The organism is Streptomyces sp. NPDC101234 (genome assembly GCF_044767525.1).
Lineage (GTDB): Bacteria > Actinomycetota > Actinomycetes > Streptomycetales > Streptomycetaceae > Streptomyces > Streptomyces sasae.
The window spans coordinates 22,057-28,613 of sequence record NZ_JBIWOA010000070.1 but is presented as its reverse complement, the minus strand read 5'-3'; the positions used below and the strand labels follow the sequence as shown (position 1 = coordinate 28,613).

Genomic DNA, 6,557 nt, shown 5'->3' with positions numbered 1-6,557 from the left:
GCGTAGGCGATGGTGCCGTCCGGCCGGTGGTGGAACCACTCGGGATGCTTCTCCACCCAGGGGTGGTCCGGCGAGCACTGCAGCGCGAAGTCCAGCGCCACCTCCAGGCGGTGGGCCGCGGCCTGCTCGACGAACCACCGGAAGTCCTCGACGGTGCCCAGGTCCGGGTGGACGGCGTCGTGCCCGCCCTCGGGGGAACCGATCGCCCAGGGCACCCCGACATCCTCGGGGTCCGCGCTCAGGGTGTTGTTGCGGCCCTTGCGGAACGTGGTCCCGATCGGATGGATCGGCGGGAGGTAGACGACGTCGAAGCCCATCTCCGCGATCGCCGGCAGCCGGCGCGCGGCCGACCGGAAGGTGCCGTGCGGCCGCTCGGGCGTGCCCTCGGAACGCGGGAAGAACTCGTACCAGGAGCCGTACAGGGCCCGTTCGCGCTCCACGAGGAGCGGCAGCGGCTCGGAGGCGGTGACCAGTTCCCGCAGCGGATGCCGGACGAGGATCTCGTCCACCTCGGGGGCCAGCGCGCACGCCAGACGTGTGGCGAGGGGGAGACCGTCGTCGCCCAGGGCCCGTGCCGCCGTCAGCACCCGCTCGCGCTCGGGGCCTTCGGGAACCCCGGCGGCCGCGCGCTCGTACAGCTCCGCGCCCTCCTCCAGGACCAGACCGGTGTCGATGCCGGCCGGGATCTTCACCCGCGCGTGCTGCCGCCAGGTGGTCAGCGGGGCGCTCCAGGCCTCCACGTGAAACGTCCAGCGGCCCGTCGCGTCCGGGGTGACCTCTGCGCCCCAGCGGTCGGTGCCGGGGACCGACTCCCGCATCGGCGTCCACGGGCCGGGGCGGCCCTCGGGGTCGCACAGCACCACATTGGCGCCGACGGCGTCGTGCCCCTCGCGGAAGACGGTCGCGGTGACCTCGAACGTCTCGCCCGGGACCGCCTTCGCCGGATGCCTCCCGCACTCCACGGCCGGCCGGACGTCGCGCACCGGAACACGGCCGATGGCCTCAGTCGCCTTCATGGGTCTCACCTCCGCCGTGCGTGGAGCCGGGCCCGGGGCCCGGCTCCACGGTCCGTGCTGCGCCGGAAGACCGGTGTCTTCCCGCGGGGTCCGTCTTCGGGATCACTGCCTCGCGGAACTCCGGTCCGAGGGCGGACCGCGGCGGACCTTCTCGCTCAGCTGGGCCCTGCCGCCCTGTTCCCGCAGATAGGTGACGAGGCTGGTGCGCAGATAGCGCTCGGCCGCGTCCACAGCCTCCCGGGCACAGCGCTTGCCCATCAGGACGCACAGCGTGTAGCCCGAGTCCTCGAAGGTGGAGCGCACCTCGCGGTCCTGCGGCGAGGCGAGCATCACTCGCTCCCACGCCCGGTAGCGCCGCAGCTGCCGGGCCACCTCGGCCTTCGCGGGTAGCAGCATGGCCGTGTCTTTCCTTCCGACGCTCTCGAGTGGGCACGTGTCCCCGATGTTCGGGGGAGCGTCCGGGCACGGAGAGGCACGGAGCCGTTACGGCGAATCGAGGCTTTCACTCATGGTGCACGCGCCATCACCGAGCGTCTTGTTGGATCTTCAACCACCCCGTGCGGCTCTCGTGTTGCACGAATGGCGTAGCGCCCCCACAGTGAAGGTGACTCAGGAGCGATCAACTGCTCACGCTGTGCGTCCGGAACGGATTTCCGGGTGGGTGAGGGGAGCGGGAGCTTCGCCGGTGAGGAGCTAGCGACAATGAAGACCGCAGTGCCCTGCTACTACCACCTCGACGTGGAGGTGAGCCCGGAACGGGTCGGACAGGTCAGCCGTATCCTGGCCGCCCATCTCCGTTACTGGGATCTCGACAATCTCGTGGACCCCGTCTGCGGCGGCGCCGAGCTGCTGCTGCATGCCATCGACCAGCACGCCACGGACAAGCACACGTCCATCGAGATGTGGTGGAACGGGCAGCACCTCATCACCGCGATCGGCGACGACGACCGCGATCTCCGACCCGACCAGGATCTGCGCTCCTGTCTGGCGCACATCGCCGCCATGAGCGACGGCTGGGGCTGCTGTGCCTCGGACACCGGCAGCAAGATCATCTGGTTCTCGCAGCGGGCCCGGGCCGGCGAGCGCGTCCCGCTGGTCCCGACCGCACCCGCGCCCAGCATCCGCCGGACGCTGCGGGTGCCCCGCGCCGCCCCGGTCGACCAGTTGACCGACGGGGTCCTGGCGGGCGCCCGGTGACGGCGAGGAAATCCCGGAAAGGGGTGCCCGTGTGGAGCGGGCACCCCTACCCGTTGGGGGCCTCCTTCGACGGGCAGGGCACCAACTTCGCCCTGTTCAGCGAGGTCGCCGAGCACGTCGAACTGATCCTGGTGGACGACGCCGGGACCCGGCGGCCGGTGCCGGTGAGCGAGGTCGACGGCTTCGTCTGGCACGCCTACCTGCCCGGGATCGGCCCCGGGCAGCGTTACGGCTACCGGGTCACCGGTCCCTGGGACCCGGACCTCGGCCACCGCTGCAATCCGGCGAAGCTGCTCCTGGATCCGTACGCCCGGGCGGTCGACGGCCAGATCGACAACCACGCGTCGTTGTACGAACGCACCCCGGGCGGGCCGGCCCCCGGCGACAGCGCCGGGCACTCGATGCTCGGCGTGGTCACCGACCCCTACTTCGACTGGGGCGACGACCGGCCGCCGCGGCGGGCGTACTCCGACTCGGTGATCTACGAGGCCCATGTCCGCGGCCTCACCGCCACCCATCCGGAGGTACCCGAACGGCTCAGGGGCAGTTACGCCGGTCTCGCGCACCCGGCGGTCCTGGAGCACCTGACCGCGCTCGGCGTCACGGCGGTCGAGCTGATGCCGGTCCACCAGTTCGTGCAGGACGGCGTCCTCCAGGACCGGGGGCTGTCCAACTACTGGGGCTACAACACCATCGGGTTCTTCGCCCCGCACAACGCCTACGCCGCCTTCGGCAGCCGGGGCCAGCAGGTCAACGAGTTCAAGGCGATGGTGAAGGCGCTGCACGCGGCCGGGCTCGAAGTGATCCTCGACGTGGTCTACAACCACACCGCTGAGGGCAACGAGATGGGCCCCACGCTGTCCTTCCGGGGCATCGACAACGCCTCCTACTACCGCCTCGTCGACGGCGACTGGGCGCACTACTACGACACCACCGGCACCGGGAACAGCCTGCTGATGCGGCACCCCCATGTGCTCCAGCTGATCATGGACTCGCTGCGGTACTGGGTGACCGAGATGCACGTCGACGGCTTCCGCTTCGACCTCGCGGCCACATTGGCCAGGCAGTTCCACGAGGTGGACCGGCTTTCGGCGTTCTTCGACCTGATCCAGCAGGACCCGGTCATCAGCCGCGTCAAGCTCATCGCCGAACCCTGGGACGTGGGGGAGGGCGGCTACCAGGTCGGCAACTTCCCCCCGCTGTGGTCGGAGTGGAACGGCCGCTACCGGGACGCCGTACGGGACTTCTGGCGGGCCGAACCGGGCTCGCTCGGCGAGTTCGCCTCCCGGCTCACCGGCTCCTCCGACCTGTACCAGCGCAGCGGGCGGCGGCCGCGGGCGAGCGTCAACTTCGTCACCGCGCACGACGGTTTCACGCTGCGCGACCTGGTGTCGTACAACGACAAGCACAACCAGGCCAACGGCGAGGGCAACCGGGACGGCGAGAGCCACAACCGGTCCTGGAACTGCGGTGCCGAGGGCGCGACCACCGACCCGGCCGTGCTCGAACTCAGGGCCCGCCAGCAGCGCAACTTCCTCGCCACGCTCCTGCTCTCGCAGGGCATCCCGATGATCGGCCACGGCGACGAACTCGGCCGCACCCAGCGCGGCAACAACAACGCCTACTGCCAGGACAACGAGGTCTCCTGGACCGACTGGGAGCTGACCGGGGAACAGCGGAGCCTCACCGACTTCACCCGGAACGTCATCGCACTGCGCGCCGCCCATCCCGTGCTGCGCCGGCGCCGCTTCTTCCGCGGCGAGACCGCGACCCATGCCGGGCAGCCGCTGCCCGACCTGGTGTGGCTGCTGCCCGACGCCCGCGAGATGACCGACCGGGACTGGCAGCGCCCCGACGCCCACTCGGTCGGCGTCTTCCTCAACGGCGACGCCATCGCCGAACGCGACCCGTACGGGCGGCGCCTGGTCGACGACTCGTTCCTGCTGCTCCTCAACGGCTACTGGGAACCGGTCGACTTCTGCCTGCCCGACGACTCCTACGGCGAACGCTGGACCACCCTCATCGACACCGCCGAACCCGACGGCATCCCCGACGAACGCGAACGCAAGGCCGGTACCCGCCTGCGCGTCGAGGCCCGCAGCCTGATCCTGCTGTCCCGGCCGTCCCGCGCCAAGGACAAGCCGTCCCGAGGCAAGGACCGCAGGGCTAGGGGAGGAGCGGGCGGGCGGTCACGGTGAACTGGGCTCCGTCCGGGTCGCGCAGGATCGCCTCCAGCTCCTGCTCCTCCAGGACGCTGCCGCCGTGTTTCTCGGCCGCCCGTGCGCACTCGCCCACGTCCGTGACCGCGAAGTGGACCTGCCAGTGCGGCCGTACCGACGGATCGGGCGCCGCCTCCACCGCGCCCGAGTCGATACGGGCCACGGCATCGCCCCGGCTGCGCAGCACGACCTCGCCGCCCTCGTACTCCACCTCGCAGCAGCCCTGTTTGTCGGAGGCCCAGCCGAGGACCTCGCCGTAGAAGATCGCCGAGTCGAAGGCGTTGCGGGTGTGCAGGCGGATGAAGGTCGGGGCGGCCCGGCGCCAGGTCTCCCAGTTGGAGACCAGTTCCCCCTCCCAGATGCCGAAGACGGCGCCGTCCCGGTCGGCGATCAGCGCCGCCCGGCCGGGCGGGAAGGACAGCGGCCCCACCGCCGGCGTGCCGCCGCGCTCACGGGCCCGGGCGACGGCCTCGTCCGCGTTCTGCACGGCGAAGTACGGCGTCCAGGCCACCGCCATCTGCCACATCGCGGCGACCGCGGCGATGCCCGCGACCGGCACCCCGTCCGCCAGGGCGATCCGGAAGTGGTCGCCGAGGCGGACGCTGCGCCATCGCCAGCCGAGCACGGCGCTGTAGAAATCCTCGGTGGCCTGGAGGTCGCGACTGGTCAGACTCACCCAGCAGGGGGCCCCGAAGACCGAGTGTGTGGAGACGACGTCTCGCTTCTTCTTCGCGGGGCCGGGGGGAGGGGGAGGCATGTCGTTGTTCATGGCGCTCGTGTCCTGGTGTCGGGGCCGGCCGGGGAACCGGTCTGACACCAGTCTCCAACCGGAAGCGGCAGAATCGCCTGCCGAGTACCCCGGTGGCAGGGGGCCGGACGAGTGACACGATGGGGGGATGGGCGAAAGCGAGCCTGACCGGATTTTCCACCTCCAGGAAGAGGTGGACCAGCTCAAGGAAGCCGTCGCCTCCCATGCCGTGGTGGACCAGGCCATCGGGATGGTGGTCGCCCTCGGCCGGGTCACGCCCGACGAAGGGTGGGAGATCCTCAAGGAGGTCTCCCAGCACACCAACATCAAGCTGCGCAACGTCGCGGACCTCATCCTGGCCTGGGGGCGCACCGGCGACATGCCCGACGAGATCCGCGCCGAACTGTCGGATGCCCTGGAGCGGTACGGCCCGACCCAGATCCCCGGCGCACCGCCCGTCGGGTGAGCCTCAGACCTCGGCCAGCAGTTCCTCGCGCAGCCGGTCGAAACAGGCGCTGAGCAGGCGGGACACATGCATCTGCGAGATGCCCAGCTGCTCTGCGATCCGGCTCTGCGTCATACCGCGGAAGAACCGCAGATAGAGGATGAGCCGGTCACGCTCGGGCAGGCCCTGCAGACAGGGCTCCGCCGCGGTCCGGTCGACGATCAGGTCGTAGCCGGGGTCGTCGGCGCCGAGGGTGTCGCCGAGCGCATAGCCGTCGCCGCCGGGCACCTCGGCGTCCAGCGACAGCGCCGAGTAGCAGTCCAGCGCCTCCATCCCGGCGCGCACCTCGCTCTCGGTGAGCTGGGCGCGGGCGGCGATCTCGGCGACGGTGGGAGCGCGGCCCGGGGTGGTCTGGCGGAGTTCCTTGAGGGCGACCCGGACCCGGTTGCGCAGCTCCTGGACCCGGCGCGGGACATGCAGGGTCCACATGTGGTCGCGGAAGTGGCGCTTGATCTCGCCGGTGATCGTCGGCACGGCGTACGCCTCGAAGGCCCGGCCGCGCTCCGGGTCGTAGTGGTCGACGGCCTTCACCAGTCCCAGTGCGGCGACCTGGTAGAGATCCTCCAGGGTCTCCCCGCGGCCGCGGAACCGTACGGCGATGCGCTCGGCCATGGGCAGCCAGAGCTCGACCAGTTCGTCCCGCAGCGCCCGGCGCCGCGGCCCCTCGGGCAGCTGGGCCAGTCGTGTGAAGTCCTCGGCAGTGTCCGGGGCGTCGTCGTGCGGATGGGACCCGGGTTTGCAGGTGGTACGCATTGCGCGCACCTCCCTCAGCAGGTGCTGGTGGACTGACACCGTGGGAGGAACGCGCTCGGACCGTCGGGAGGTCACGGGGCGGCCGGGCGGAAGCCGGCTCCCACGCATGTGCCTCCGGT

7 protein-coding genes are annotated in these 6,557 nt (G+C 71.0%); 3 read left to right on the top strand and 4 right to left on the bottom strand.

The features are described 5' to 3' along the window. A partial coding sequence (locus ACIRR9_RS54010; RefSeq protein ID WP_403768833.1) for a maltotransferase domain-containing protein occupies positions 1-1,016 on the bottom strand: 1,016 nt, incomplete at its 3' end. A 102-nt stretch (positions 1,017-1,118) separates the two neighbouring features. Then, positions 1,119-1,412 (bottom strand): DUF5133 domain-containing protein, encoded by a 294-nt coding sequence (locus ACIRR9_RS54005; protein WP_123971413.1) that lies wholly within the window; start codon positions 1,410-1,412, stop codon positions 1,119-1,121. A gap of 306 nt (positions 1,413-1,718) precedes the next feature. Here ACIRR9_RS54005 and ACIRR9_RS54000 point away from each other — a divergent pair, with 306 nt between their 5' ends. After that, positions 1,719-2,213 carry a pep a2 gene (locus ACIRR9_RS54000; RefSeq protein WP_403768829.1) on the top strand — a complete coding sequence of 165 codons (495 nt, stop codon included), beginning with the start codon at positions 1,719-1,721 and terminating at the stop codon, positions 2,211-2,213. 23 nt (positions 2,214-2,236) lie between these two features. Next, complete coding sequence (glgX, locus tag ACIRR9_RS53995) at positions 2,237-4,411, top strand: glycogen debranching protein GlgX (protein WP_403768826.1); 2,175 nt, start codon at positions 2,237-2,239, stop codon at positions 4,409-4,411. Here the strand turns inward: glgX and ACIRR9_RS53990 are convergent. Continuing rightward, positions 4,380-5,201, bottom strand: a complete 822-nt coding sequence (locus ACIRR9_RS53990) for a VOC family protein (RefSeq protein WP_384555777.1) — start codon at positions 5,199-5,201, stop codon at positions 4,380-4,382. The genes glgX and ACIRR9_RS53990 overlap by 32 nt on opposite strands. Before the next feature lie 127 nt (positions 5,202-5,328). Between ACIRR9_RS53990 and ACIRR9_RS53985 the strand changes: the two genes are divergently transcribed. After that, positions 5,329-5,646: an ANTAR domain-containing protein gene (locus tag ACIRR9_RS53985; protein ID WP_365348168.1), complete on the top strand. Its 318-nt coding sequence runs from the start codon at positions 5,329-5,331 to the stop codon at positions 5,644-5,646. 3 nt (positions 5,647-5,649) lie between these two features. On the opposite strand, the gene ACIRR9_RS53980 is transcribed toward ACIRR9_RS53985, so the two are convergent. Continuing rightward, positions 5,650-6,438 (bottom strand): RNA polymerase sigma factor SigF, encoded by a 789-nt coding sequence (locus tag ACIRR9_RS53980; protein ID WP_403768823.1) that lies wholly within the window; start codon positions 6,436-6,438, stop codon positions 5,650-5,652. Positions 6,439-6,557: the final 119 nt, after the last annotated feature.